At 73.3% G+C, this 24,714-nt stretch carries 21 protein-coding genes; 5 read left to right on the forward strand and 16 right to left on the reverse strand.

Annotated elements, in window-relative coordinates:
- Window positions 1-38: 38 nt before the first annotated feature.
- The 3 genes from ectB to ALMP_RS24675 all read right to left on the reverse strand — a co-directional run bounded on the left by ectB (window position 39) and on the right by ALMP_RS24675 (window position 3,361).
- On the reverse strand, window positions 39-1,310 hold the full coding sequence (gene ectB / locus ALMP_RS24665) for a diaminobutyrate--2-oxoglutarate transaminase (protein WP_264931845.1): 1,272 nt from the start codon (window positions 1,308-1,310) through the stop codon (window positions 39-41).
- Window positions 1,311-1,383: 73 nt separating this feature from the next.
- A complete protein-coding gene (gene ectA / locus ALMP_RS24670; protein ID WP_264931847.1) occupies window positions 1,384-1,899 on the reverse strand; it encodes a diaminobutyrate acetyltransferase in 516 nt (171 codons plus the stop codon).
- A gap of 361 nt (window positions 1,900-2,260) precedes the next feature.
- Window positions 2,261-3,361 carry an alanine--glyoxylate aminotransferase family protein gene (locus ALMP_RS24675; protein WP_264931849.1) on the reverse strand — a complete coding sequence of 367 codons (1,101 nt, stop codon included), beginning with the start codon at window positions 3,359-3,361 and terminating at the stop codon, window positions 2,261-2,263.
- Between the two features lie 176 nt (window positions 3,362-3,537).
- Here ALMP_RS24675 and ALMP_RS24680 point away from each other — a divergent pair, with 176 nt between their 5' ends.
- Genes ALMP_RS24680 through ALMP_RS24695 form a run of 4 tightly spaced genes read left to right on the forward strand, consistent with a single transcriptional unit; the run spans window position 3,538 to window position 7,116 of the window.
- On the forward strand, window positions 3,538-4,389 hold the full coding sequence (locus tag ALMP_RS24680) for a transporter substrate-binding domain-containing protein (protein ID WP_264931852.1): 852 nt from the start codon (window positions 3,538-3,540) through the stop codon (window positions 4,387-4,389).
- On the forward strand, window positions 4,386-5,222 hold the full coding sequence (locus ALMP_RS24685; RefSeq protein WP_264931854.1) for an amino acid ABC transporter permease: 837 nt from the start codon (window positions 4,386-4,388) through the stop codon (window positions 5,220-5,222). The genes ALMP_RS24680 and ALMP_RS24685 overlap by 4 nt, the downstream gene beginning before the upstream one ends.
- Window positions 5,219-6,010: an amino acid ABC transporter ATP-binding protein gene (locus tag ALMP_RS24690; protein WP_264931856.1), complete on the forward strand. Its 792-nt coding sequence runs from the start codon at window positions 5,219-5,221 to the stop codon at window positions 6,008-6,010. The genes ALMP_RS24685 and ALMP_RS24690 overlap by 4 nt, the downstream gene beginning before the upstream one ends.
- A 14-nt stretch (window positions 6,011-6,024) precedes the next feature.
- Entirely contained in the window at window positions 6,025-7,116 is a 1,092-nt protein-coding gene (locus ALMP_RS24695) for an amidohydrolase family protein (RefSeq protein WP_264931857.1), read from the forward strand.
- Window positions 7,117-7,165: 49 nt separating this feature from the next.
- On the opposite strand, the gene cobC is transcribed toward ALMP_RS24695, so the two are convergent.
- The 6 genes from cobC to cobM are packed head-to-tail and all read right to left on the reverse strand — an operon-like array spanning window position 7,166 to window position 13,504.
- Window positions 7,166-8,227: an Rv2231c family pyridoxal phosphate-dependent protein CobC gene (cobC, locus tag ALMP_RS24700; RefSeq protein WP_264931966.1), complete on the reverse strand. Its 1,062-nt coding sequence runs from the start codon at window positions 8,225-8,227 to the stop codon at window positions 7,166-7,168.
- Entirely contained in the window at window positions 8,217-9,149 is a 933-nt protein-coding gene (locus ALMP_RS24705) for a sirohydrochlorin chelatase (protein WP_264931858.1), read from the reverse strand. Before ALMP_RS24705 ends, cobC begins: the two co-directional genes overlap by 11 nt.
- Window positions 9,146-9,736, reverse strand: a complete 591-nt coding sequence (locus tag ALMP_RS24710) for a precorrin-8X methylmutase (protein ID WP_264931860.1) — start codon at window positions 9,734-9,736, stop codon at window positions 9,146-9,148. Before ALMP_RS24710 ends, ALMP_RS24705 begins: the two co-directional genes overlap by 4 nt.
- Entirely contained in the window at window positions 9,733-11,430 is a 1,698-nt protein-coding gene (gene cobJ / locus ALMP_RS24715; protein ID WP_264931862.1) for a precorrin-3B C(17)-methyltransferase, read from the reverse strand. The genes ALMP_RS24710 and cobJ overlap by 4 nt, the downstream gene beginning before the upstream one ends.
- Window positions 11,427-12,689 carry a precorrin-6y C5,15-methyltransferase (decarboxylating) subunit CbiE gene (gene cbiE, locus ALMP_RS24720; RefSeq protein WP_264931864.1) on the reverse strand — a complete coding sequence of 421 codons (1,263 nt, stop codon included), beginning with the start codon at window positions 12,687-12,689 and terminating at the stop codon, window positions 11,427-11,429. The genes cobJ and cbiE overlap by 4 nt, the downstream gene beginning before the upstream one ends.
- Entirely contained in the window at window positions 12,686-13,504 is an 819-nt protein-coding gene (gene cobM / locus ALMP_RS24725; protein ID WP_264931866.1) for a precorrin-4 C(11)-methyltransferase, read from the reverse strand. Before cobM ends, cbiE begins: the two co-directional genes overlap by 4 nt.
- An 85-nt stretch (window positions 13,505-13,589) precedes the next feature.
- On the opposite strand from cobM, the gene ALMP_RS24730 reads away from it, so the two are divergent.
- On the forward strand, window positions 13,590-13,940 hold the full coding sequence (locus ALMP_RS24730; RefSeq protein ID WP_264931868.1) for a hypothetical protein: 351 nt from the start codon (window positions 13,590-13,592) through the stop codon (window positions 13,938-13,940).
- On the opposite strand, the gene cobI is transcribed toward ALMP_RS24730, so the two are convergent.
- The 7 genes from cobI to ALMP_RS24765 are packed head-to-tail and all read right to left on the reverse strand — an operon-like array spanning window position 13,880 to window position 24,670.
- A complete protein-coding gene (gene cobI, locus ALMP_RS24735) occupies window positions 13,880-14,611 on the reverse strand; it encodes a precorrin-2 C(20)-methyltransferase (protein ID WP_264931869.1) in 732 nt (243 codons plus the stop codon). The two genes, ALMP_RS24730 and cobI, sit on opposite strands and share 61 nt — an antisense overlap.
- Complete coding sequence (locus tag ALMP_RS24740) at window positions 14,608-15,975, reverse strand: cobyrinate a,c-diamide synthase (protein WP_264931870.1); 1,368 nt, start codon at window positions 15,973-15,975, stop codon at window positions 14,608-14,610. The genes cobI and ALMP_RS24740 overlap by 4 nt, the downstream gene beginning before the upstream one ends.
- Window positions 15,972-16,571, reverse strand: coding sequence for a cob(I)yrinic acid a,c-diamide adenosyltransferase (gene cobO / locus ALMP_RS24745; protein WP_264931872.1), 600 nt, complete (start codon window positions 16,569-16,571; stop codon window positions 15,972-15,974). Before cobO ends, ALMP_RS24740 begins: the two co-directional genes overlap by 4 nt.
- Window positions 16,571-18,571, reverse strand: coding sequence for a putative cobaltochelatase (locus ALMP_RS24750; RefSeq protein WP_264931873.1), 2,001 nt, complete (start codon window positions 18,569-18,571; stop codon window positions 16,571-16,573). Before ALMP_RS24750 ends, cobO begins: the two co-directional genes overlap by 1 nt.
- Window positions 18,568-22,221 carry a cobaltochelatase subunit CobN gene (gene cobN, locus ALMP_RS24755; RefSeq protein WP_264931874.1) on the reverse strand — a complete coding sequence of 1,218 codons (3,654 nt, stop codon included), beginning with the start codon at window positions 22,219-22,221 and terminating at the stop codon, window positions 18,568-18,570. Before cobN ends, ALMP_RS24750 begins: the two co-directional genes overlap by 4 nt.
- Window positions 22,218-23,729 carry a cobyric acid synthase gene (locus ALMP_RS24760; protein WP_264931875.1) on the reverse strand — a complete coding sequence of 504 codons (1,512 nt, stop codon included), beginning with the start codon at window positions 23,727-23,729 and terminating at the stop codon, window positions 22,218-22,220. The genes cobN and ALMP_RS24760 overlap by 4 nt, the downstream gene beginning before the upstream one ends.
- A complete protein-coding gene (locus ALMP_RS24765; protein WP_264931876.1) occupies window positions 23,726-24,670 on the reverse strand; it encodes a cobalamin biosynthesis protein in 945 nt (314 codons plus the stop codon). Before ALMP_RS24765 ends, ALMP_RS24760 begins: the two co-directional genes overlap by 4 nt.
- Window positions 24,671-24,714: the final 44 nt, after the last annotated feature.

A 24,714-nucleotide genomic window follows, 5' to 3' on the forward strand; every position in this document is an offset into this window, starting at 1 on the left:
TGGTGCGCTTCCTCCTGGTCGGACGGTTTCCGGACTGGTCAGACGGTTTCCCGGACGGCGCGGGCGAGGACGCCCAGGCCCTCGTCCAGCTCCTCGGGCGTGATGGTGAGGGCCGGCAGCAGCTTGACGACCTCGCTCTCGGGGCCGGACGTCTCGACCAGCAGCCCGAGCTCGAAGGCGCGCCGCGCGACCCGCGCGGCCCGTGCCTTGTCGTGGAACTCCAGGCCCCACACCAGGCCGCGGCCGCGGTACTCCTTGACGTCGGCGAGGTTCTCCTCGCAGATCGCGATGAGCCCCTGCTCGACCTGCTCGCCGCGCGCCCGGGTCTGCTTCTCCATCGCCGAGCCGTCGGCCCAGTACGTCTCCAGAGCGGCGGTGGCCGTCACGAAAGCCGGGTTGTTGCCGCGGAAGGTGCCGTTGTGCTCGCCGGGCTCCCACACGTCCAGCTCGGGCTTGAACAGGCACAGCGACATGGGCAGGCCGTAGCCGCTGATGGACTTGGACACGGTGACGATGTCCGGGACGATGCCGGCCTCCTCGAAGGAGAAGAAGGCGCCGGTACGGCCGCAGCCCATCTGGATGTCGTCGACGATCAGCAGCATGTCCTGCCGCTCGCACAGCCCGGCGAGCGCCCGCAGCCACTCCGGGCGGGCGACGTTGATGCCGCCTTCGCCCTGCACGGTCTCGACGATCACGGCGGCGGGCTTGTTCAGCCCGGAGCCCTGGTCCTCCAGGAGCCGCTCGAACCACAGGAAGTCCGGGACCGTGCCGTCGAAGTAGTTGTCGAACGGCATCGGGGTGCCGTGCACCAGGGGGATGCCGGCGCCCGCCCGCTTGAAGGCGTTGCCGGTGACGGCGAGGGAGCCCAGCGACATCCCGTGGAAGGCGTTGGTGAACGACACGATCGCCTCGCGCCCCTTCACCTTCCGCGCCAGCTTCAGCGCGGACTCCACGGCGTTGGTGCCCGTCGGGCCCGGGAACATGACCTTGTACGGCAGATCACGCGGCCTGAGCACCAGGTCCTGGAAGGTCTCCAGGAACGACCGCTTGGCGACGGTGGACATGTCGAGCCCGTGGGTGACACCGTCCCGCAGCAGGTAGTCGATCAACGCCCGTTTCAGCACGGGGTTGTTGTGGCCGTAGTTGAGCGAGCCGGCGCCGGCGAAGAAGTCGAGGTACCGGTGGCCGTCCTCGTCCTCCATACGGCTGCCCTGCGCGCGGTCGAAGACGACGGGCCAGCCGCGGCAGTAGCTGCGCACCTCCGACTCGAGGGTCTCGAAGACACTGAGGTCGGGCTGGGTGATGGTCACGGCGAAACGCTCCTCGAAGCGATGGTGGGGGGAGTGGGGATCGGGGAGATGGGGGGAGGGGAGAGAGGGGAGGTCAGGCGGGGGCGCTCGTCAACGGCCCGATGCGGTAGAGCACTTCGGGGTCGTGCGGGCCGTCCGGGAACAGGCCCGAGCCGAACAGCACCTCCCGGGTGACGCTCGCCCCGTGCCGGGCGGCGTAGGAGGTGAACAGCCGCTCGGAGGCGGTGTTGCCCGGCGTGATGGTGGTCTCGACGGTGGTGATCGGGTGCTCGGCGGCGATCCGTGCGGTCAGCGCGTCGAGCAGCGCGGCGGCGAGGCCGCGGCCGCGGTGGGCGGCGTCGACCGCCACCTGCCACACCAGCAGGGTGTCCGGGGCCTCGGGCCGTACGTAGCCGGTGACGAACCCGACGGGCTCCCCGCCCTCCGCACGCGCCACCGCCGAGGTGCCGGCGAAGTCACGGCACCACAGCAGATAGCTGTAGGAGGAGTTCAGGTCGAGCGTCTTGGATTCCTTGGCTATACGCCAGAGCGCGGCCCCGTCGGCCACCGACGGGCGGTCGATCCGCAGGTCTGCTTGTGTGGCAGTCATGCGGATTGAATTTACCGATGGAAATTAAAAAATGCATGGGGGGACGGGGTTACGTGGAGCGTGCTCCTGTGTTATTCGCGCGAGCGGGTGGGCGTGCGCGAGAAGAGGACGGTATGTCCTGCTTTGTCTGGAGCATAAGGGGCAGAACAGCCGCTCTGTGGAACGTGTCACACGAGTGAAACCCTCACGAGATCTACCCGGAACACGCCGCTCGACGTTCGCGAAATCTTTGCGTTTAGCGCCGGAGAAAGCGGGCAGAAGAACAACGGAAATCCACCCGCTGGAATTGCCCGCCAATTACGCTGAATTCAAGTTCCGGTAACTCCGCCGATGCGCTCACGAAGAAAGTCCGCGCGGCGCCTCAGCGCCAGGCGGTCTCCGCCGCCCGCAGCGCCCCCGTCAGATCCACGTCCAGGCCCTTCTCCGCGAGGGCCGTGCCCAGGGCCGTCAGGCAGGTGCGGACCGTGCCCGGGGTGGCGTCGGGGCCGTAGTGGTTGACGCGGATCATCTCCTTGGCCAGGGCTCCTCCGCCCGCGGCCAGCGGCAGCGCGGGGTCCGCCGCCAGGGCGCGGGCCACCAGTTCCGAGGCGACGACGCCGGAGGGCGAGCGCAGGGTCGTGGCGACGGGCGCCGCCTCCTTCGCCTCGTACACATACGGCTCCAGGCCGCCGCCCAGGGCCGCCGCGCCCGCGCGGGTCGCCGCCGCGGCGGACGCGTGCCGGGCCATCAGCCTGTCCAGGCCCTCCGCCTCGATCCGCGCCACGCACGCCTCCAGCGCCAGCATCTCCAGCTGGGCCGGCGCGTGCAGCAGCGCCTTGCGGCCGCCGTCCACCCACCGCTCCTTCCAGTCCAGCAGCGAGAGGTAGGAGCGGCGCGGCGCCTTGGGGTTCGCGGCCATCCGCGCCCACGCCCGCTCGCTCACCGACACCGCCGACACACCCGCCGGACCACCCATCGCCTTCTGCGCGCCGATCACGCACAGGTCCACGCCCCACGCGTCCGGCAGCACCGGCTCCGCCCCGACCGAGGCGACCGCGTCCAGGTAGAACAGCGCGCCCCGCTCCTTCACCACCTCCCCGATCTCCGCGACCGGGTTGGTGTTGCCGGTGGCCGCCTCCGCGTGCACCAGGGACACGAAGTCGATCTCCGGGTGCTCGGCGAACGCCTCCCGGATCTGCTCGGCGGTGACCGCCGTGTGGAAGGGGACCGCGAGATCGATCACCGTGGCGCCGCAGTCCCGCAGCCAGTCGCCGAAGGTCTGCCCGTAGGGGCCGGTGATCACGTTCAGCGCGGTCGTGCCGGGTCCGGCCGTCGCCCGGATCGCGCCCTCCAGCGGCAGCAGCGCCTCGCCCTGCATGATCACGACGTCCTGTTCGGTGCTCAGCAGGCGTGCCACGCGGTCCTCGATCGACGCGAAGCGGGCGGCACTCAGCGGGGTCAGGTCCAGGAACGGGTGTGTCACGGCGGTGCTCTCTCTTCACTCACGGGGTAGAGGTGACGAGAGTAACCGGCACCCAACCCGCCCCTCCGACTGGCGACTTCTTAGGCCTGACCGCCCCATGACCAACGGTTTGGTTTGAGAGCCTCAAACATCTCCTTATAATCAGAACCTACAGTTCTCTTACAGGAAGGCCCGCCGTGAACACCCTCCCCGGGCGACGGACCCGCATCCTGGCCGCCACCACCGCTACGGCCGGGCTGATGCTCGTGGCTGCCTGCACCTCCAGCGACGACGGGGGCAGCGGCTCCAAGACCGCCGCCGGTGGTGTCCAGCTGGTCAAGGGCGGACAGCTCACCACCTGCACCCACCTGCCGTACCCGCCGTTCCAGTCGGAGATCGACGGCAAGGTGCAGGGGTTCGACGTGTCCCTCATCGACCTGGTCGCCGAGGACCTCGGGGTGAAGCAGGAGATCCTCGACACGCCCTTCGAGAACTTCAAGACCGGCGCCTTCCTCAACTCCGGCGAGTGCGACCTGGCCGCGGCCGGCATGACCATCACCGAGGAGCGCAAGAAGAACGTCGACTTCTCCGACCCGTACTTCGACGCCACGCAGGCCGTCCTCGTCGACAAGAAGGCCGGCGTGAACTCCCTCGCCGACGTCAAGTCCAAGAACGTCAAGCTCGGCGCCCAGGCGCAGACCACCGGCGAGGACTACGCCAAGAAGCAGGGCTTCGACCCGGTCTCCTTCGAGTCCTCCGACGCCGTCCTCAACGGCCTGCGCACCGGCCAGGTCAAGGCCGTCATCATCGACTACCCGGTCGTCCAGGGCTGGCTGAAGGACAAGGCCACCGCCGGCGCCTTCGAGGTCGTCGACAACCTCAACACCGGTGAGCAGTACGGCTTCACGGTGAAGAAGGGCAACGCCGAGCTCGTCGCCGCCCTCAACAAGGCGATCGCCGAGGCGAAGGCCGACGGCACCTACAAGAAGCTGTACGAGCAGTGGATCGGCCCGTACGACGCGTCCGTCGCCTCACCGTCCGCCTCATGAGTGCCGACACCGAGCCGAAAGCGACACCCCGCCGCAAGGGGCTGACCCGCCGCCGGAAGCGCGCCCTGTCGCGCGGCGTCCAGTACGCCGTCTTCGTCGCCGCCGTGATCGCCTTCGCGGTCTCGGCGGACTGGGACCGGCTGCAGAACCAGTTCGCGCAGGCCGACGTCGCCGAGCGGATGTTCCCGGACGTCATCACGCTGGCGCTGAAGAACACCGTGCTCTACACGGTGTCCGGCTTCGCCGTCGGACTGGCCCTCGGCATGGTCATCGCCCTGATGCGGCTGTCGTCCGTGGGCCCCTACCGCTGGCTGGCCGGCGTCTACATCGAGATCTTCCGCGGCCTGCCCGCCCTGCTGATCTTCATCTTCATCGGTGTCGCGGTGCCGCTGGCCTTCCCCGGCACGGAGATCGTCGGCGGGACGTACGGCAAGGTCGCCCTGGCCCTCGGCCTGGTGGCCGCCGCGTACATGGCGGAGACGATCCGCGCGGGCATCCAGGCGGTCCCCAAGGGCCAGATGGAAGCGGCCCGCTCGCTGGGCTTCTCCCCGGCCCGCGCCATGGTCTCGATCATCATCCCGCAGGCCTTCCGCATCATCCTCCCGCCGCTGACCAACGAACTGGTCCTGCTGTTCAAGGACTCCTCCCTCGTGCTGTTCCTCGGTGTCACGCTGGCTGAGCGGGAACTGTCCAAGTACGGCCGTGACCTGGCCAGTACCACCGCCAACTCCACGCCGATCCTCGTCGCCGGCCTGTGCTACCTGCTGGTCACGATCCCGCTCGGCTTCGTCGTGCGCCGCATGGAGGCGAAGGCCCAGGAGGCCGTGAAATGAGCCGACCGGAGATCGACGTCCGTGCACTGCACAAGTCCTTCGGCGCCAACGAGGTGCTGCGCGGCATCGACCTGGAGATCGGCCAGGGCGAGGTCGTGTGCGTCATCGGCCCGTCGGGTTCGGGCAAGTCGACGCTGCTGAGGTGCGTCAACCTCCTGGAGGAGCCCACCAGGGGCCAGGTCTTCGTCGGCGGCACCGAGCTGACCGACCCCGACGTCGACATCGACGCCGCCCGCCGCCGGATCGGCATGGTCTTCCAGCAGTTCAACCTCTTCCCGCACCTGACGGTGACCGAGAACCTGACCCTGCCGCAGCGCCGGGTGCTCAGGCGGGACAAGGCGCGGGCCGCGGAGGTGGCCGCGGAGAACCTGGAGCGGGTCGGCCTGTCCGAGAAGGCGGACGCCTACCCGTCCTCCCTCTCCGGCGGCCAGCAGCAGCGGGTCGCGATCGCCCGCGCGCTGGCGATGGGCCCCGAGGTGATGCTGTTCGACGAGCCGACCTCGGCGCTCGACCCGGAGCTGGTGGGCGACGTCCTCGCTGTCATGCGCAGGCTCGCGAACGAGGGCATGACGATGATGGTGGTCACCCACGAGATGACCTTCGCCCGTGAGGTCGCCGACCGGGTCGTCTTCATGGACGGCGGCGTGATCGTCGAGGACGGCACCCCCGAGCAGGTCATCGGCGCCCCCCGCCACGAACGCACCCGCCACTTCCTCTCCCGCCTCCTCGACCCGGCGATGGCCGAGGTGGAGGAGGAGACGTCCGACCAGGTGGGCGACGGCACCTGACTAAGGTGCGGTACATGAGCGATGAGCCGGTGCTGCACGTGAAGGGCCGGGTCCTGGTGGGCCCGCAGGACATCCGCGACGACCTCTGGGTCGTCGACGGCCGGATCACCTACGACCGGCCGGCCGCCGCCCGTGACGTCCGCACGGTGGCGGGCTGGGCGCTGCCCGGCCTGGTCGACGCCCACTGCCACGTGGGCCTCGGCGCCCACGGGCCGGTCGACACGGACGTGGCGGAGAAGCAGGCGCTGTCGGACCGGGACGCCGGGACCCTGTTGATCCGCGACGCGGGCTCGCCCTCCGACACCCGCTGGATCGACGACCGCGAGGACCTCCCGAAGATCATCCGGGCCGGTCGGCACATCGCCCGCACCCGCCGCTACATCCGTGGCTACGCCCACGAGATCGAACCGGAGGACCTGGTCGCCTACGTCGCCCGCGAGGCGCGGCGCGGCGACGGCTGGGTGAAGCTGGTGGGCGACTGGATCGACCGCGAGGTCGGCGACCTGGCGGCGTGCTGGCCCCGCGACGCCGTGGAGGCGGCGATCGCGCAGGCCCACCGCCTGGGCGCGCGGGTCACCGCCCACTGCTTCGCGGAGGACTCCCTCCGGGACCTGGTCGAGGCCGGCATCGACTGCGTCGAACACGCGACGGGCCTGACGGACGACCTGATCCCGCTGTTCGCCACGCACGGCGTCGCGATCGTCCCCACCCTGGTCAACATCGCCACCTTCCCGAAACTGGCCGCCGGCGGCGAGAGCAAGTACCCGCAGTGGTCGGCCCACATGCGCCGCCTGCACGCCCGCCGCTACGACACCGTCCGCAACGCCCACGACGCCGGCATCCCCGTGTACGTGGGCACGGACGCGGGCGGCGCGCTCCCGCACGGCCTGGTGGCCGAGGAGGTCGCGGAACTGGTCACCGCCGGCATCCCCCCGGTCCAGGCCCTCGCGGCGACGACCTGGTCCGCCCGCCGGTGGCTCGGCCGCCCCGGCCTGGACGAGGGCGCCCCGGCCGACCTGGTGGTGTACGAACAGGACCCCCGTACGGACGTCCGCGTGCTGGGCGCCCCGCTGCGGGTGGTGGTGAACGGACGAGTCGTCGGCTGACCCTCTCCTCAGCGGGGCCTGCCCGGTCCGGGCCGAGCTTCGGGAAGGTCTAGCGGGCGGTCAGTGCCAGGGCGCGGTCCAGGGTCTGCAGGAAGCCGTTCACCGTTGCCCGGTCCCGCACCGCCAGTCGCAGCCACTTCTCGTCCAGGCCCGGGAAGGTGTCCCCGCGGCGGACCGCGTAGCCCAGGGTGCGCAGATGCCCGCGGACGGCTGCCGCCCGGTCCAGCCGGACCAGGACGAACGGTCCCTCCGCCGGCTCGACCACCCGCAGCCCGTCGGAGGCGAACTCGGCGAGACCGGCGACGAGATGGGCCCGGTCGGCGGCGACGCGGTGCGCCGCGTGTGCCGCCTCGGCCAGCGCCCGCGGCGACACACACGCCTCCGCCGCCGCCAGCGCCGGCGTGGACACCGGCCACAGCGGCTGGGCCCGCTCCAGCTCCGCGATCGTCTCCGCGGCGGCGAGGACGTAACCGATGCGCAGCCCCGCCAGACCCCAAGTCTTGGTCAGGCTGCGCAGCACGACCAGGCCGGGCACGTCCGTGCGGTCCGCCAGCGCCTCCCGCTCACCCGGCACCGCGTCCATGAACGCCTCGTCCACCACCAGCGTCCGCCCCGGCCGGGCCAGCCGGGCCACCGTCTCCGCCGGATGCAGCACCGACGTGGGGTTCGTCGGGTTGCCGATCACCACCAGGTCGGCGTCCTCCGGGACGGCCGCCGGGTCCAGCCGGAAACCGTCCTCGGCCCGCAGCAGCACCCGGCCGACGTCGTGCCCCGCGTCCCGCAGCGCCGCCTCCGGCTCCGTGAACTGCGGATGCACCACCACCGGCCGACGGACCTTCAGGGCGCGCGCCAGCAGCACGAACGCCTCCGCCGCACCCGCCGTCAGCAGCACCCGCTCGGCCGGCAGCCCGTGCCGCGCCGCCACCGCCGCCCGCGCGGCCCGCCCGTCCGGGTAGGCCGCGAGGCCGGTCAGCGACGCGGCGATGTGCGCGCGCAGCCACGCGGGGGGCGTGTCCGCGCGGACGTTGACGGCGAGGTCGACGAGCGCCGAGCCGTCGTCGCGCACCTCGGCGTCGCCGTGGTGCCGCAGATCGTGCCCGTCAGTGTGCATGGGCATGTCCGCCATGGTGGTGGTGCCCATGACCGTGGTGGTGGCCGTCGTCGTCCGGGTGGAAGTGCGGCTGCTGCGGCATGCCCACCTTGTCCTCGAAGCCCGGCAGCGCGATGCGGTACACGCACGAGTCGCAGTTCATCCGCAGATCACCCTTGACGGCCTCCTGGTACCGCTCCATCACCAGGTCCAGCAGCTCCGGCTCGGGCCCGATGACGTCCGCCGACCGCACCTCGACCTCCGGGTGCGCGGCCGCCCAGCCCTCCGTCTGCTGCCGCACCCGGTCCGGCAGGATCCCGGTGAACAGGAAGTAGGGCAGCACGACGATCCGCTTCGCGCCCAGCTGCCGGCACCGGTCGAGCCCGCTCGGCACGTCCGGCGCCGCCAGCGACACGAACGCCGTCTCCACGCCCGCGTACCCGCGCCCCTCCCACAGCAGCCGCGCCGCCTTGTGCACCTCGGCGTTGGCGTCCGGGTCGGTCGACCCGCGCCCCACCAGCAGCACCGTCACATCGGCCCGGTCCTCGGGAGCGCGCCCAGACTCGACGCCCAGCGCCTCGTCCAGCCGCCGCTCCAGCACGTTCAACAGTGCCGGGTGCGGGCCCAGCGGACGGCCGTAGGAGTACGAGATCCCCGGGTGCCGCTCCTTCTCCCGGGCCAGCGCCGCCGGGATGTCCCCCTTGGCGTGCCCGGCGGACACCAGCATCAGCGGCACGGCGGCGAACCGCCGCACCCCCCGCTCCACCAGCTCGGTGACGGCCTCGCCCAGCGGTGGCGGGGACAGTTCGATGAAGCCGCCCGCCACGGGCAGGTCGGGGTTGCGGCGCCCCAACTCCCGTACGAAGTCGCGGAACGCCTCGGCTCCGGCGTCGTCCCGGGTGCCATGGCCGGCGATGAGCAGGGCGGGCGGCGGGGTGGTCACGGTTTCTCCTTCGAGTGGGAAAGGGGGTGGTACAGCAGGGCGTTGAGCGCGGCGGCGGCCACCGCCGACCCGCCCTTCTCGGACACGTTGCTCACGGCGGGCAGCCCGCTCTCGCGCAGCGCGGCCTTCGACTCGGCCGCCCCGACGAAACCGACGGGCAGCCCGATGACGAGCGCGGGGGAGGCGTCCAGGGTCAGCAGCTCCTCCAGCGCGGTCGGCGCGCAGCCGATCACCCACAGGGCGCCGGGCCCGACCTGCTCGTGGGCGAGCCGCATCGCGTGCGCGGAACGGGTGAGCCCCGGCCCGGAAACGGCGTCCTTCAGCCGGCAGACGGTCTCCCGGCGCGTGATGCCGGCCGCGACCATCTCCACGTCCACGACCACGGGCGCCCCGGCGTGCAGCGCGGCGTGCGCCCGCTCCAGGTCGCCCTCGTCCATGACGAGGTCGCTCGCGTACTCCAGGTCGGCGGCGGAGTGGATGACCCGCTCCACCACCGCCCGGGTCAGCGGAGCGAAGTGCGAGGTGTCCAGGCGGGCGCGCAGCCGCCGGAAGGACTCCTGCTCGATGGGGTGGACCACGCGGTTCACTCGGTTCCCTCCTGCCAGCGGTAGCCGCGCGGTGTCACCATGCGGCCGGCGATGTTCCGGGTCGCCGTGTTGCCCACGGTCACGACCGTCATCATGTCGACCGTCGCCGGATCGAGGTCGGCGAGGGTCGTCACCCGGCTCGTCCCGTCCGGCCGCGAGGCGTTGCGCACGACCCCGACCGGCGTGGCCGGATCCCGGTGCCCGGCGAGGATCGCGAGCGCCTTCGGCAGCTGCCAGTCGCGGCCCCGGCTGCGCGGGTTGTAGAAGGTCACGACGATGTCCGCCTCGGCCGCCGCCCGCACCCGCCGCTCGATGACCTCCCACGGCGTGTGCAGATCGGACAGGCTGATCGACACGTGGTCGTGCCCCAGCGGCGCGCCCAGCAGCGCGGCGGCGGCCAGCGCCGCGGTCACCCCCGGCACCCCGACGACGTCGATGTCGTCGGACGCCTCGGCGAGCGCCGGCGAGGCCATGGCGTACACGCCCGCGTCGCCGCTGCCGATCAGCGCGACGGCCTGCCCGGCACGCGCCTCGGCGACGGCGGTGCGCGCCCGCTCCTCCTCCGCGCCGAGCCCCGACTCCAGGATCCGGGTGCCGGGCCGCAGCAGGTCACGGATCTGGTCGACGTACTGGTCGAGGCCGACGAGCACCGCGGCACGCTCCAGCTCCGCCTTCGCGCGCGGCGTCAGCAGGTCCCGCGCGCCCGGCCCCAGCCCGACCACCGCGAGCCGCCCGCGCCCCGGACGCCGTACGACCGCGCAGGTCGCCATGGCGGGCAGCCCGTCGGCGCGCTCCGACTTCCGCTTGGGCACGAGGAGTTCACCGCCGCGCACCAGCGCCGCCGCCTCCGCGACGGAAGGGGTGCCGACGGCGGCGAGGGGCGCGTCCGACGGGTTCGGCACCTGGACGGCGGCCAGTTCCTCGGCGGAGTACGTCACCACGGGCACCCCGAGCCGCGCGGCGGCCTCACGGATGCCCGGCTCCCGCGACTTGGCGTCGACGGTGGCGAGCTCGGCGACGGAGCGCACCGACAGGCCCGCCTCCCGCACCGCGTCCTCCACCAGCCCGAGGACCTCCTCGGCCGGGGCCCCCTTGGACGCGCCGACCCCCACCACGAGCGTCGGCGGCCGCAGCAGGACCTCCCGCTCACCGGGCTGCACCGCCCGGTCCGTCACCCGCACGGTGTACGCGCACCCGCCCCGCCGGGCGAACGGCAGTGGCGGCAGCGGCCACGCCACCTCCGTGTCCAGCGCGACCGGCTCCCCGTCCAGCAGGGCACGTGTCACCCCGGCGACGTCCCCCTCGACCGGCAGCCCCAGGGTGTCCAGACCGGCGATCCCCACGGCGTCGGTGGCCGTGGTCACGACGGGCTCGGCCCCCAGCACCGCGCCGACCTCCCGGGCCAGCCCGTTCGCGCCGCCCGCGTGCCCGCCGACCAGCGAGACCGCGAACCGGCCCGCCTCGTCGACGCACACCACACCCGGGTCGGACGCCTTGTCGGCGAGCAGCGGCGCGAGCAGCCGTACGACGGCTCCCGTGGCCAGGAAGCACACGAGCTGCTCGCACTCCGCGAACGCCCGCCGCACGGCGTCCCCGACGGGACCCTCGTACACGCGCGTGCGCTCCGGCCACGCCGCGGCCAGCCGGTCGCGCGCCGCCGCTCCCGCCGCGGTGGCGGAAATGAGGCCGATCACTGAGCAACTCCTTCTCCGTCGGAAGGGGTTCGCGAACCGTTCCGGGAACCCCACAGCAGAAAAACGGGATTGGTGGCGGCGAGCCGGGTCACGTCCCCCGGCAGCGGCGCCAGCCGCGACGACTGCAACAGCACGCCGTCGCAGTCGAACCCGGCGCCGGTGAGCGCGGCCCGCGCCGCCGGCACCCGGTCCAGCGCGGCCATCGCGACGACCACCGTCCGCCGCGCCCGCCGCGCACACGCCGCCACGATGCCGGGCAGCTCACGCCCGCCGCCGCCGACGAACACCGCGTCCGGATCGTCCAGCGCGTCCAGCACGTCCGGCGCCGTCCCGTGCACCACGTGCACATCGACCCCGTGCAGGGCGGCGTTGGCGCGGATCCGCCCGACGCCGTCCTCGGCCTTCTCGACGGCGCTGACGGCCGCCCCCAGCCGCGCGCACTCCACGGCCACCGACCCCGACCCGGAACCGACGTCCCACACCAGGTCACCGACGCGCGGGCCGAGCCGGGCCAGCGCCAGCGCCCGCACCTCGAACTTGGTGATCATCGAGTCGCGGTGGGCGAAGTCGCCCTCGTCCAGCGCCCATCCGGCGGGCCGGACCACCGGCCCCGCGAGCGTGCGGGCCGGCCCGAGCGCCCGCGCCTCGTCCAGGCACAGCACGACACTCACCGCCGCACCCCAGTCCCGGTCCGCGGCCTCGGCGGGCGTCACCCGCTCCACCCGCTCACGCACCGGGTCGCCCAGCGCCGACGCGACGACCAGGACCCGCCCCGGCGCGGTCCGGGCGAGCGCGGCGCCCAGCTCGGCCGGGCCGGCGCCCGGACCGGTGAGGACCGCGACCTTCGGATGCGCCCGGCACACCCGCACGGCCGTCCGGGCGTCCCGCCCGTGCGCGCTGACCACCACGGCGTCGTCCCAGGCCAGCCCGAGCCGGGCGAAGGCGGTGGCGACGGAGGAGACCCCGGGCCGGACATCGAGACGGTCGGAGCCGAACCGCTCGGCCAGCGCCCGCACGATCCCGAAGAACCCCGGGTCACCGGAGGCCAGCACCACCACCCGCCGGTCCGCGCCGACATACTCGGCCACCGTGTCCAGGGCGGGCGCCAGCGGCCCGAGCACCACCCGCTCGGCGCCCGCCGGGAGCCGTACGGCGTCCAGGTGCCGCCGCCCGCCGACGACGAGGTCCGCCCCCACGAGAACGTCCTCGGCGACCGGCGCCCCGGTTCCCGCGCCCGCCACCGTGATCGGGCGGCTCACGTACTCGCACCCCGCTCGCGGAGCGCCCTGCGGGCGGCCGGGTCGGCCTTGCGGTACCCGTGGAAGTGGCCCGGGTGGTACAGGTGCGAGCGGGTGCCGTGCGCGTCGAGGGCCGGGCCGACCAGGAACAGCGTGTGCTTCCACAGCTTGTGCTCCTTGACCGTCTCCTCCAGCGTGCCCACCGTGCACCGCACGACCAGCTCCTCCGGCCAGGTCGCCTGGTAGGCGATCACGACCGGGGTGGAGGTCGGGTAGCCGCCCTCCAGCAGCTCCCGCACGAGCTGCCCGCTGCGGGCGGCCGACAGGAAGACGGCCATGGTCGTGCCGTGCCGGGCGAACTCCCGCACCTCCTCCCCGGGCGGCATCGGCGTCTTGCCGCCGCCGAGCCGGGTGAGGATCACCGACTGCGCCACCTCGGGGATCGTCAGCTCGCGCTGCGCCAGGGCGGCGACGGCGGAGAACGACGAGACCCCCGGCACCACCTCGGTCGCGATGCCGATCTCGGCACACCGGTCGAGCTGCTCCTGCGTGCCGCCCCACAGCGCGGGGTCCCCGGAGTGGATCCGGGCGACCCGCAGGCCCTCGTCCAGGGCCCGCTGGTACACGGCGACGACGTCCTCCAGGGACATGGTCGCCGAGTCGAGGACCTCCGCGTCCTCCCGCGCGTGCTCCAGCACCTCGGCCTGGACCAGGCTCGCGGCCCAGATCACCACATCGGCGTCGGCGATGGCACGCGCGGCCCGGAACGTCAGCAGATCGGCGGCGCCGGGACCGGCACCGACGAAGGTCACCTTGCCGGCGGGGGCGTCAGCCATGGATCGGGGTCCTCTCGTCACGGAGCTGGATACGGGGGGTGTGCGCGGCCGGGCCCGACACGGGCGTCCGCGCCGGGGACCGTGGGTGATCGGGGGGACCCCCCTGGCCGCGCACGGCACCGGGGGGCACGACGGCCGCGCACCCGAGGCGGGCCCGACGGCGGCCGCGGCGACGGCCGCCTTCGGGCAGAGCTGCGCGCACGACCTCGCGCCCTCCTTCGGGCAGGACTGCGCGCACGACGTCGCGGACGGCGGCACCACGTGGCTGCCCGAGGCCCACCACGACCACCCCGCCCGCGTGACCGTGCCGTGCACGGTCACCGGCGTGGTGCTCGTCCGGCCGGCGGTGGGCCTGCCGGGCCGACGGGCACGGTCTCACAGCTTGCCGCCCCGCCCGCCGTCACGCCGCGCGGGCGCGATGAGCGTGGAGAGGTAGGGGAGGGGCTCCCCGTCCAGGTCGGCGGCCGGCCGGACGGACTCCTCGGGCAGCCCGAGCGCCGACCCCCACACCGCGTCCCCGATCCGCCCGGTCTCCCGCAGCGCCTCGGCCACCTCGGCGGCCTGCCGGCCGAACTTGTAGGCGACGACCGTGCCCGGCCCGGCGAGCGCGTCCTTCAGCACCGCGGAACCGGCGGTGACCGGCACCAGCGTCAACGGTTCGGTCCCCTCCGTCAGCACGGCTCCCGAGCGTGCCGCGAGGTCCTGCATGGCGGTGATCCCGGGCACGGTCTCCACGACGGTGCCCGGCACCAGCTCCACGATCGTCTGCGCGAGATACGTGAACGTCGAGTAGACGTTCGGGTCGCCGATGGTCGCGAAGGCCACGCTGCCGTGCCGGCCGAGCAGCTCGGCCACCCGCTGCCCGGCCGCGTCCCAGGCGGCCTCCCGCCGCGCCCGGTCGCTGCGCTCGTTCAGCGCGAACACGACCCGCACGACCTTCTCCACCGGCACGTAGTGCAGCACGGTGGCCTCCGCCCGCCCGCGCTCCCCGGTGTCCATCACCGGGACGACCACGACGTCGGCCGCCCGCAGCGCGTTGACGCCCTTGACGGTCACCAGCTCGGGATCCCCGGGCCCTACCCCGACTCCGACCAGCCTGCTGCTCATGACGTCCGGCACCTCTCCACGAACCGACGGGCCACACCGGGCTCGGCCGCCCAGTGTGTGTGCAGATAACTCGCGTGCACCCCGCGCTGTACAAAACCTTCGACCCGCCGGCGCGGGATCCGCACCCCCCAGGCGGGGGCCGCCCCCGCCTCCGGCTCCACCACGGTCCGGTGGAACTCGTGCCCCCGCACCCGCGTCCCCGCCGCGGCCAGCACACTGTCGCTCACGGCGACCGCGTCCCGGTACCCGAGCGTCAGCCGCTCCGACATCCGCGCGCCGGCGTCCAGCACCCCGCACATCGGCAGCCCGTCCAGCTCACGGCACAGGTACAGCAGCCCGGCGCACTCGGCGGCGACCGGCGCCCCGCCCGCCGCCAGCTCGGCGACGGCCTTGCGCAGGGGTTCGTTGGCGGACAGCTCGCCGGCGTACACCTCCGGGAAACCGCCCCCGATCACCAGCCCGGCCGTCCCCTCCGGCAGCTCCTCGTCCCGCAACGGATCGAAGGAGACGACCTCGGCACCCGCGGCGGTGAGCAACTCGGCATGCTCGGCATAGGAAAAGGTGAACGCGGGCCCACCGGCGACGGCGACCACGGGCGCGCCAGGACGTGCCGGCCCGTCCGGCCCCACGGCCCCGGCCGCGTCCCACGCAGCGCACGGCAGCGCACCGGCGCCACGCGCCAACGCCGCCAACCCGTCCAGATCGCACCCCGCGGCAACCTGCGCCGCCATCGCGGCGACGGCCTCCAACGCCTTCTCCCGCCGCTCCGCGACCGGCACCAGTCCCAGATGCCGCGACGGCGTGTCCACCTGGGCCACCCGCCGCAGCACCCCCAGCACCGGCACCCCCGAGGCCTCCAACGCCTCCCGCAGCAGCTCCTCGTGCCGGTCCGACCCGACCTTGTTCAGGATCACGCCCCCGACCCGCACCTCCGGGTCCCAGGAGGCGAACCCGTGCACCAGCGCCGCCACCGACCGCGACTGCGACGAGGCGTCCACGACAAGCACCACCGGCGCGCGCAGCAGCTTCGCTACATGAGCCGTGGACGCCAGTTCACCCTGCCCCGCGGCCCCGTCGTACAGCCCCATCACCCCCTCCACGACGGCGATGTCACACCCCCGCGCCCCGTGCAGGAACAGCGGAGCGACCAGCTCCGGCCCGCACAGGTACGCGTCGAGGTTCCGCCCCACCCGCCCGGTCGCGAGCGCGTGGTACCCGGGGTCGATGTAGTCCGGCCCGACCTTGTGCGCGGACACGGCGAGCCCCCGCGCGGCGAACGCGGCCATCAGCCCCGTGGCGACGGTGGTCTTGCCGCTCCCGGAGGAGGGAGCGGCGACGACCAGCCGAGGGACGGAACCACTCACCACTCGATGCCCCTCTGGCCCTTCTGGCCGGCGTCCATGGGGTGCTTGACCTTGGACATGTCGGTCACCAGGTCGGCGAACTCCACCAGCTTCTCCGGCGCGTTCCGCCCGGTGATCACGACGTGCTGGGTCCCGGGCCGGTCGCGCAGCACCTCGACGACCTCGTCGGTGTCCACCCAGCCCCAGTGCATCGGGTACGCGAACTCGTCCAGCACGTACAGCCGGTACGTCTCGGCCGCGAGGTCCCGCTTGACCTGCTCCCAGCCCTCGCGGGCCTTCTCCTCGTTGTCCAGCTGTTCGTCACGCTGGACCCACGACCAGCCCTCGCCCATCTTGTGCCAGTCGACCGTGCCGCCCTGCCCCGAGGCGCCGAGCACCTTGAGGGCGTTCTCCTCGCCGACCTTCCACTTCGCCGACTTGACGAACTGGAACACCCCGATCGGCCACCCCTGGTTCCAGGCCCGCAGCGCGAGCCCGAACGCGGCGGTCGACTTGCCCTTGCCGACCCCGGTGTGCACGACCACCAGCGGCCGATGACGACGCTGACGGGTGGTCAGGCCGTCGTCCGGCACCACACTCGGCTGTCCCTGCGGCATTACGCTGCCCTCCTCGAAGTCCCTTGCACATCACGCACCAGCCCGGCGATGGAATCCGCCCGCAGCGCCTCCAGCGTCACCGCCGCACCGCCCAGCTCGTCCGCGAGCCGCCCCGCGAGCCCGAGCCGCACCGGCCCCGACTCGCAGTCGACGACCACGGACGCGACGCCGTCGGCCGCGAACAGCCGGGCCGCCCGCCCCGCGAGGGCGACGGGCTCGGCCCCACCCGTCGCCCGCCCGTCCGTCACCACCACGACGAGCGCCCGCCGCGCCGGATCCCGCAGCCGCTCCACCCGCAGCACGTCGTGCGCCCTGAGCAGCCCGGCGGCCAGCGGCGTCCGCCCTCCGGTCGGCAGCGACTCCAGCCGGGCGGCGGCCGCGTCCACGGACGAGGTCGGCGGCAGGGCCACCTCCGCGGCCGACCCCCGGAACGTCACCAGCCCCACCTTGTCCCGCCGCTGGTAGGCGTCCAGCAGCAGCGACAGCACAGCCCCCTTGACGGCACTCATCCGCTGCCGGGCCGCCATCGACCCCGAGGCGTCGACCACGAACAGCACGAGATTGCCCTCGCGCCCCTCCCGAGTCGCCTGCCGCAGATCGTCACGGCGCACGACCAGTCCCGGCCCCGAACGCCCCCGCGCCCGCTGATGCGGCGCCGCCGCCTGCACGGTCGCCGCCAAATGCAGCTTGGTCAGCGACCCCTGCGGCCGGCGCGCGCCCGTCGTCCGCCCGTGCTCGGTCCGCGCCCGCGACCGCCGCCCGGCGGCACCCTCGCCGACCCCGGGAACGCTCAGCACCTTGGTGCGGAACGGCTCGGCGGAGCGCGCCGGAGACTGCTCCCCGGATCCCGCGGCCTGGGGCTCACCGCCCTCACCGGCCTCGGGCCGCGCGCCCGTGTCACCGCCCTGCGGCCCCTCGTCGGGCGACGGCCGGCCACCGCCCCCACCACCGGGTCCGTCGGGATCGGCATCGGGATCGGGCTCGTCGTCCCCGGAGAACTCCTCCAGGGTCTCGTCGAGCTTGTCCTCGTCCAGCCCCGGCGCGTCGAAGGGGTTACGGCGCCTGCGGTGCGGCAGCGCCAGCAACGCCGCCTGCCGCACATCCTCCGCGAGCACCTCCGTCCGCCCGGCCCACGCCGCCAGCGCGGTGGCCGTCCGCGCCATCACGATGTCGGCCCGCATGCCGTCAACCTCGAACGCGGCGCAGGTCGCCGCGATCTGCCGCAACGCCCCGTCGCCGAGCCGCACCGACGGCAACAGCTCCCGGGCGGCCACGATCCGCTGCCGGACGGCGGCCTCCTCGTCCGCCCACCGCGCGGCGAAGCCGGCCGGGTCGTCGTCGTACGCGAGCCGCCGCCGGACGACCTCCACCCGCTGCTCGGGCTCCCGCGAGGCCGCGACCTCGACGGTCAGCCCGAACCGGTCCAGCAGCTGCGGCCGCAGCTCGCCCTCCTCGGGGTTCATGGTCCCGACGAGCAGGAAACGGGCCGCGTGCCGTACCGACACCCCCTCGCGCTCGACGTACGACGCGCCCATCGCCGCCGCGTCCAGCAGCAGGTCGACCAGGTGGTCGTGGAGGAGGTTGACCTCGTCGACGTAGAGGATGCCGCGGTGCGCGTCGGCCAGCAGGCCCGGTTCGAACGCCTTCACGCCCTCCGCCAGCGCCCGCTCGATGTCCAGTGCGCCGACCAGCCGGTCCTCGGAGGCACCGACGGGCAGCTCGACCATCCGCGCGGGACGCTCGGTGCCGTTGCCCGGCTCGTGCGGCCCGTCCGGGCACGCCGGGTCCGGCTTCGCGGGGTCACAGGAGAAACGACACCCGGCGACGACCGGCACCTGAGGCAGCAGCGCCGACAGCGCCCGCACGGCCGTCGACTTGGCGGTGCCCTTCTCGCCGCGCACCAGCACACCGCCGACGGCGGGGCTCACCGCGTTCAGCAGCAGCGCCAGCCGCAGATCGTCCTGGCCGACAACGGCCGTGAAAGGGAAGGGAGTCGTCACTTCTCGTCGCCCTCCAGGTCGCCTTCCAGCTCCAGGTAGGTGGCACGCAGCCGCTCCAGCGTGTCGGCGTCCGGCTCCGCCCACAGCCCTCGGTCGGCGGCCTCCAGCAGACGCTCGGTGATGCCCCGCAGCGCCCACGGGTTGGACTTCTTCATGAAGTCCCGGTTCTCCGGGTCGAAGACGTACTCGGCGCTGAGCTTCTCGTACATCCAGTCGTCCACGACTCCGGCGGTGGCGTCGTACCCGAAGAGGTAGTCGACGGTCGCCGCCATCTCGAAGGCGCCCTTGTAGCCGTGGCGTCGCATCGCCGCCATCCAGCGCGGGTTGACCACGCGGGCGCGGAAGACGCGGTGGGTCTCCTCGCCGAGCGTGCGGGTCTTCACCTGGTCCGGCGTCGCCGAATCGCCCACATACGCCTCGGGGTTGGCGCCCGTGAGGTGGCGGACCATGGCGACCATGCCGCCGTGGTACTGGAAGTAGTCGTCGGCGTCGACGAGGTCGTGCTCGCGCGTGTCGACGTTCTTGGCGGCGACGTTGATCCGCTTGAACGCCGTCTCCATGTCCCCGCGTGCCGCGCGCCCGTCCAGCCCGCGCCCGTAGGCGTAGCCGCCCCAGACGGCGTACACCTCGGCGAGGTCGGCGTCGGAGCGCCAGTTGCGGGCGTCGATCAGCGGCAGCAGACCGGCGCCGTACGCGCCCGGCTTGGAGCCGAAGATACGGGCCGTCGCGCGCCGCCGGTCGCCGTGCTCGGCGGTGTCCTCGTCGGCGTGCGCCTTGACGTAGTTCCGCTCGGCGGGCTCGTCCAGCTCGGCGACCTTGCGGACCGCGTCGTCGATCAGCCCGACGACGTGCGGGAAGGCGTCCCGGAAGAAGCCGGAGATCCGGACGGTGACGTCGATGCGCGGCCGGCCCAGCTCCTCCAGGGAGATCACCTCGAAGCCGGTCACCCGCCGCGAGGCCTCGTCCCACACCGGACGGCAGCCCAGCAGCGCCAGGATCTCGGCGATGTCGTCACCCTGGGTGCGCATCGCGGACGTGCCCCAGACCGTGAGGCCCACGGACTTCGGGTACTCGCCGGTGTCGGCCAGATACCGCTGCACCAGCGAGTCCGCGAGCGCCTGCCCGACCTCCCAGCTCAGCCGGGACGGGATCGCCTTGGGGTCCACGGAGTAGAAGTTGCGGCCGGTCGGCAGGACGTTCACCAGGCCGCGGGTCGGGGAGCCCGACGGGCCCGCCGGGACGTAACCGCCGTCGAGCGCCTTGAGGATGTGCCCGATCTCGTCCGTCGTGCGGGCGAGCCGCGGCACGACCTCGTCGCAGGCGAACTCCAGCACCGCGACGGCGTCGGGAAGCTCGACACCGACGACCTCCCGCACCAGCGCCGGGACCGAGGCCACCGCCCAGTCGCGCGCCTCCATCCCCTCCGCGATCCGCCGGCACAGCTGCTCCAGCAGGTCGATCGCGTCGGCGGCCGTACGAGAAGGACCCTCCACCAGGTCCGTCAGCTCCACCGGCACCTTCACCGGAGCGCCCGGCTCGGCCAGCAGCTCCTTCTCCACCAGGCCGAAATGCGAAGCCAGGCACGCCCGCAGCCCCGGCAGCGCGTTCGCCTGCCCACCCCACACCTGCGAGGCGCGCAGCACGGCGAGCACCAGGTTCACGCGCGGCTCGCCGACCGGGCCGCCGCCCAGGATGTGCAGGCCGTCGCGGATCTGGACGTCCTTGATCTCGCACAGATAGCCGTCGATGTGCATGACGAACTCGTCGAACTCGTCGTCGTCCGGCTGCTCGTCGACATGCAGGTCGTGGTGCAGCTCGGCGGCCTTCACCAGCGTCCAGATCTGCGCCCGCACGGCCGGAGCCTTCGCCGGGTCCAGGTCGCTGACCAGGGCGTACTCGTCGAGCAGCTGCTCCAGCTTGGCGAGGTCGCCGTAGGTGTCGGCGCGGGCCATCGGCGGCACCAGGTGGTCGACGACCGTGGCGTGACCGCGGCGCTTGGCCTGGGTGCCCTCGCCGGGGTCGTTGACGATGAACGGGTAGATCAGCGGCAGATCACCGAGGACGGCGTCCGGAGCGCAGCCGCCGCTGAGCCCGAGCCCCTTGCCGGGCAGCCACTCCATCGTGCCGTGCTTGCCCATGTGCACGATCGCGTCGGCGCCGAAGCTGTTCTCCAGCCAGCGGTAGGCCGCCATGTAGTGGTGCGACGGCGGCATGTCCGGGTCGTGGTAGATCGCGATCGGGTTCTCGCCGAAGCCGCGCGGCGGCTGGATCATGACGACGACGTTCCCGAACTGGAGGGAGGCCAGCACGATGTCGTCCCCGTCCACGTACAGCGAGCCCGGCGGCTCGCCCCACGCCTCCAGCATCGCGTCTCGCAGCTCCGGGTCGAGCTTCTCGAACCACGCCCGGTAGTCCGCCAGCGGCACCCGCGCGGGCGCGGCGGCCAGCTGCTCCTCGGTGAGCCACTCCACGTCGTGGCCACCGGCGTTGATGAGCCGGTGGATCAGCTCGTCACCCCCGGAGGGGTATTCGGTGAGGCTGTAACCCGCCTGCTCGAGGGCGTCCAGCACCCGCACCGCCGAAGCGGGCGTGTCCAGACCCACCGCGTTGCCGACCCGGGAGTGCTTGGTCGGGTACGCCGTGAAGACCAGCGCGAGCCGCTTCTCCGCGTTCGGCTTGTGCTTCAACCGCGCATGGCGTACGGCGATCCCGGCCACCCGCGCGGCGCGCTCGGGGTCGGCCACGTACACCGGGACGTCGTCCGGGCCCTGCTCCTTGAAGGAGAACGGCACGGTGATGAGTCGCCCGTCGAACTCCGGGATCGCGACCTGCATCGCCGCGTCCATGGGGGACAGGGCGGCGTCCGACTCGTCCCAGGCCTGCCTCGACGAGGTCAGGCAAAGGCCTTGCAGCACAGGGACGTTCAGATCGGCGAGGGCCCCGATGTCCCACGCCTCCTCGTCGCCGCCCGCCGAGGCCTGCGAGGCATGGGTGCCGCCCGCCGCGAGGACGGTGGCGACCAGGGCGTCGGCCCGCCCGAGGATCTCGTACAGCCCGGCGTCCGCACCGCGCAGCGAACCGCAGTACACCGGCAGGGCGTTGGCGCCGCGGGCCTCGATCGCGTCACAGAGGGTGTCGACGAAGGCGGTGTTGCCGCTGAGTTCGTGGGCGCGGTAGAAGAGCACGCCCACGGTCGGGCGGCCCTCCTGCAAGGCACGCTCACCGTGGACGCCGTACTCCGGCATCTTCCGCGGCGCTTCGAAGCCCTCACCGGTCAGCAGCACCGTGTCGGACAGAAAGCGGGACAGCTCCACGAGGTTCTCGGGCCCGCCCTCGACCAGGTACTTCAGCGCCTCCGCCACCACACCCGCGGGCACGCTGGACTCGGCCATCAGTTCCGCGTCCGGCACGGCCTCGCCGCCCAGCAGCACGGTCGGGGTGCCGGACGCCTTCAGCGCGGCGAGCCCGTCCTCCCAGGCGCGCTTGCCGCCCAGCAGCCGTACGACGGCGATGTCCGCGCCCTGGAGCAGCGCGGGCAGCTCCTCGGCGACGTCCACCCGGGTCGGGTTGCCGATCCGGTAGGGCGCACCCGAGGCACGGGCCGCCAGCAGATCCGTGTCGGCGGTCGACAACAACAACACTGTGCTCATGCGGGCGCTCCCGGTGGAATGAAGGGCAGTCCTTGCGGCGCGCCGGACTCGATGAGCCGCCACAGCGCGTCCGTGTCCGCGTGCTGTTCGATCAGGTCGCCGAGCCGGTCGAGCTGCTCCTCGCGCAGCGCGGCGAAGGAGGTGTCGGGCGCCGGCACGAACCGGCGGCCCGCGGCGGCGGCCACCTCGCGCAGGAAGGCCCGCCGGAAACCGTCCGACTCCAGCGAGCCGTGCCAGTGGGTGCCCCAGGTCTGGCCGACCCGGCAGCCGTCGAGAAAGGGTTCGCCCCCTTCGACGGAGGCCACGCCGTGGTGGATCTCGTAGCCCTCGACCCGCTCGCCGAGAGCCTCACCCTCCGGCCGGGTGAGGGTCTTCTCGCGGGCGAACCGCACCCGCACGGGCAGGATGCCGAGGCCGTCGACGTGTCCCTTGCGGCTCTCCACCTCGTCCTCGATGTGCCCGCCGAGGATCTGGAAGCCGCCGCAGACGCCGAGCACGGGCCGTCCCTCGGCCGCCCTCTTCTGTATGGCTGTCGCCAGCCCCCGCTCCCGCAGCCACTCCAGCGCCCGTACGGTCCCCCGGGTGCCAGGGACGACCACCAGGTCCGCGTCGGCCAGCTCCTCCGGCCGATCCACGAACCGCACCACCACGCCCGGTTCGGCGGCGAGGGCGTCCACGTCCGTGAAGTTGGACATCAGCGGGATCGCGCACACGGCGACGCGCAGCACGTCCTCGCCGTGCGGCGGGGCGACGTTCGACTCCCGGACCGTCCCGCGCAGGGAGACCCGCAGTCCGTCCTCCTCGTCGATGCCGAGCCCGTGCCGGAAGGGCAACACGCCGTACGTCCGCCGTCCGGTGAGGCCGAGCAGCATGTCCAGGCCGGGCTCCAGCAGGGAGACATCGCCGCGGAACTTGTTCACGAGGAACCCGGCGACGAGCTTCTGGTCCTCTTCGGACAGCAGTGCCACGGTCCCGAAGAAGGACGCGAAGACGCCACCACGGTCGATGTCACCGACGACAAGCACCGGGAGCCCGGCATTGCGGGCGATCCCCATGTTCACGATGTCGGTCCGTCTGAGGTTGATCTCAGCCGGACTGCCCGCCCCCTCACAGATCACCGCGTCATACGTGCCCCGCAACTCGGCGAGGCAGTCCAGCACGGTCCCCAGCAGTTTCCGCTGCCGCCCGCCGTGGTACCCGCGCGCGCTCAGCTCACCGACCGGCTTGCCGAGCAGCACGACCTGACTGCTCTGCTCGCCACCGGGCTTGAGCAGCACCGGGTTCATCAGCGCGGTCGGCTCGACGCGGCAGGCCTGGGCCTGCATGGCCTGTGCCCGGCCGATCTCCGCCCCCTCGCGGGTGACGAAGGAGTTGAGGGACATGTTCTGCGCCTTGAACGGCGCGACCTTGACCCCCTGCCGCACCAGCCACCGGCAGATCCCGGCGGTGACGACGCTCTTGCCGGCGTCGGAGGTGGTGCCGGCGACGAGGAGACCCCCACCGGTCATCGCGTACGCCCCCTTGTCAGTAGCCGCCCGGCGACGGTGACGCCGAGCGCGAGCAGGCCGACGCGGCGGGAGAGCCGTGCGGCGCGTTCGATGTCCCCTGTGACGACGGGCCGTCCCGCCGCCCCGTTGAGCACGGGCCGGTGTTCGACGCGGCCCCCGTAGGACAGCGTCCCGCCCAGCCGCACGCCGAGGGCGCCCGCGAAGGACGCCTCCACCGGCCCGGCGTTGGGGCTGGGATGCCGGCCGGCGTCGGCCCGCCACGCCCGTACGGCGCCTCGAGGATCGTCCCCCGCGACGGCGGCGAGGACGGCGGTCAGCCGCGCCCCCGGCCAGCCCGCGAGATCGTCGAGCCGGGCCGAGGCCCAGCCGAAGCGCCGGTGGCGGGGCGACTTGTGACCGACCATGGCGTCGAGGGTGTTGACGGCCCGGAACCCGAGCAGCCCCGGCACCCCGCCGACGGCACCCCACACCAGGGCCCCCACGACCGCGTCCGAGGTGTTCTCGGCGACGGACTCGACGACCGCGCGGGCGATCCCGTCGGCGTCCAGGGCCTGCGGGTCCCGCCCGCACAGATGGGGCAGCCGGGCCCGCGCGGCCTCCACGTCCCCGGCCTCCAGCGCCCGCCCGACGGCCCGGGCCTCGCCCACCAGCGACGACCCGCCGACAACGGCCCAGGTGGCGGCGCCGGTCAGGGCGACGGAGGCGGCGGGACAGGGGCGTACGGCGCGCGCGGCGGCGGCTCCCAGGGCGACGGCGCCACCGGCGCACACGACGGTGTGCAGGGCGCCCCAGCCGCGGTGGTCACGCCACAGCACCCGTTCCACGGCACCGGCGGCCCGTCCGAACGCGGCGACCGGATGTCCCCGGCGGGGATCGCCGAGCAGCAGGTCGCCGAGGAGGCCGGCGGCGGCGCCGTACGCGAAGACGCGATCGGCCCGCATCGGCTCAGCCGGCCGCGGGGTGGCGGAGGGGAGTTCCGGCGCTG

This window comes from Streptomyces sp. A012304, assembly GCF_026008495.1.
GTDB lineage: Bacteria > Actinomycetota > Actinomycetes > Streptomycetales > Streptomycetaceae > Streptomyces.